General features: G+C 54.1%; 2 protein-coding genes. Both read right to left on the reverse strand.

The genetic code is table 11. The features are described 5' to 3' along the window. Positions 1 to 213 (reverse strand): AAA family ATPase (locus CD000_RS18620; protein WP_369806538.1); only part of this gene is annotated, 213 nt, incomplete at its 3' end. Beyond that, a complete protein-coding gene (locus CD000_RS00590; RefSeq protein ID WP_096224655.1) occupies positions 206 to 1,456 on the reverse strand; it encodes an IS481 family transposase in 1,251 nt (416 codons plus the stop codon). The genes CD000_RS00590 and CD000_RS18620, both read right to left, overlap by 8 nt. Positions 1,457 to 1,967 lie beyond the last annotated feature (511 nt).

Raw genomic sequence — 1,967 nt, forward strand, 5'->3', positions numbered from 1 at the left:
GTACAATGATGGATTCAATGACTCTTTCAGCGCCCGAAGGGCGAACGTCTTGCCCGCCCCCGGCTCTCCGATCAACAGCCCGATCCCCCGGGTTCGTTTCACGTACTCCAGCGCCTGCAACGCTTCCTGAAATGACGCCCCTTGATACGCCTCAGACGGGTCGGTTTCTTTCGCAAACGGCTCCCGCGAAAGGGAGTAAAACGATTTATACACCGTGTTCTCCCTCCTTCGCCGGAATCGCCGCAAACGGGGACCGATGGCGTTTTACATAGGCGTTGTCCTCCAAACGAACCCGAACGGCCTCCGCCACCTTCCTTCCATCTTCGTACACATAGACGCCCCGTTCGTCATAGCGGAGTTCAATCGATTGCCCAATGAACCGGGGCGGCACTTCATACAGCTGCTTGTTCAAGGTGATCGTTCCATCGGCTTTGACCTTGCGGTGCTCCCGCTTCAGAAAAATCGCGTCCAGCCAATCGATGTCTTCGATCCACACCACTCGTTCCACTTGGGACTGAGACACCTCATGCGGCGTTTTCCCATCAAGCGAGGCGTGAGGTTTTCGATGATACTCTTCTTCAAGCCACTTCCAAAAACGCTCGTTCAACTCGTCAAGCGACTTCGGCGGATTCAGCTCCAACAGCGGATAAAACCGCGTCTGCACGGTGCGGAAGAACCGTTCGATTTTCCCCTTGCTTTGCGGATCATACGGCTGGGTGTGGATGAGCGTAATCCCCATCTCGGCGCACGCATACTGCAGCACCTCGGACCGATAAATTTTCCCGTTGTCCGAGTAAATGCGTTTCGGCTTCCCGCAACGAAGCACTGCTTCCTTCGTGACGATCCGCAGCCCGTCAAACTTCTCCGAAGGGAAAAATTGGGCATATGGCACTAACCGCGAGCAGTCATCGATATACGCGATCAAAAACGTTTTCTGGGCTTTCCCATGGACGCGAATCGTGGGTCCATGGGATAAGTCCCCTTGCCATAGCTCATTGATCTGGTCATACGCAAAACGCTTTCGCTCCGGCATCGGCAAGATTTCTTTTCCCACCAGGTTGTGTTTTTTCAACAATCGGTATATAGTAAAGTATGAGAGGGTGGTGGGAATGTCCCCCTGCTTGGTGAGTTGTTCGTAGAATAGGGTCACGGGCATGGTGGGATGTTCCTTCCTCAATGCTAGAATATGATCCTCATCATCGGGGGACAGACGTCTGGAGCGGCCGCGGTCCGAACGGCGCTTCGGCTTCAAGGCGTCGAAGCCCCCTTTTTTGTATCGGGCGCACCAATCCAGAATCGTCTTCGCCGCAATGGGTTTGTCCCCTTGATGAGGAATCGAATGCACTCGCCCGCCCACCTCATTCAAATACGCCTTGGGCTCCACCTGGCCATTCACCAACGGAGCGATCAGCCCGTACCGAAACAGCGCGATGTCGTGTCTCATCGATTCATCCATCCGGATCTCCTCCCTGTCTCCCTGTGATGTTGGACCGTCCCGGTCCCTCTGCCTCCTATCTTACGAAACGGCTCGAGATTCGTCGAGAGGAAGGGTTTGTGGGAACATCAACCATCTCCATTTTTGGTGTTAAGTAGAAAATCAGGAAGCAATTTGATCCGCAAACAGATGCCACCTCTCGTTTGTCCACAGGTCTTGGATGATCGAGCCCACCCCCCGTCCCTCCAAAGTCTGCATCCACCAAACCGCCCGTTCTGTTCTTGCGTTCCCCACAGGGCCGATGATCCCCCACCTTCTCGCCGCCGCGTGATGCAAGCGGGAGAGATTCCGTAAAAATCGTCGGACATAAAATAAGATGACCTCCTTGGTGGGAAAACCAACCTGTTTGGTCTTCGCTCCTCGCCTTGGCGTTTCGAGCCACGTTTTGACCGCTTGCCAAATAACCGATCGTGTATATTGAACATACGGGAGGAGAAAAGAAGGCAGCACACTCACGGTTTTGCGACACTCT

It is taken from the genome of Geobacillus sp. FJAT-46040, assembly GCF_002335725.1.
GTDB lineage: Bacteria > Bacillota > Bacilli > Bacillales > Anoxybacillaceae > Geobacillus > Geobacillus thermoleovorans.

What these genes read in the sequence shown, in the direction of transcription:
- CD000_RS00590 (WP_096224655.1), bottom strand. Translation starts at nt 1,456, where the DNA reads ATGGATGAATCGATGAGACACGACATCGCGCTGTTTCGGTACGGGCTG.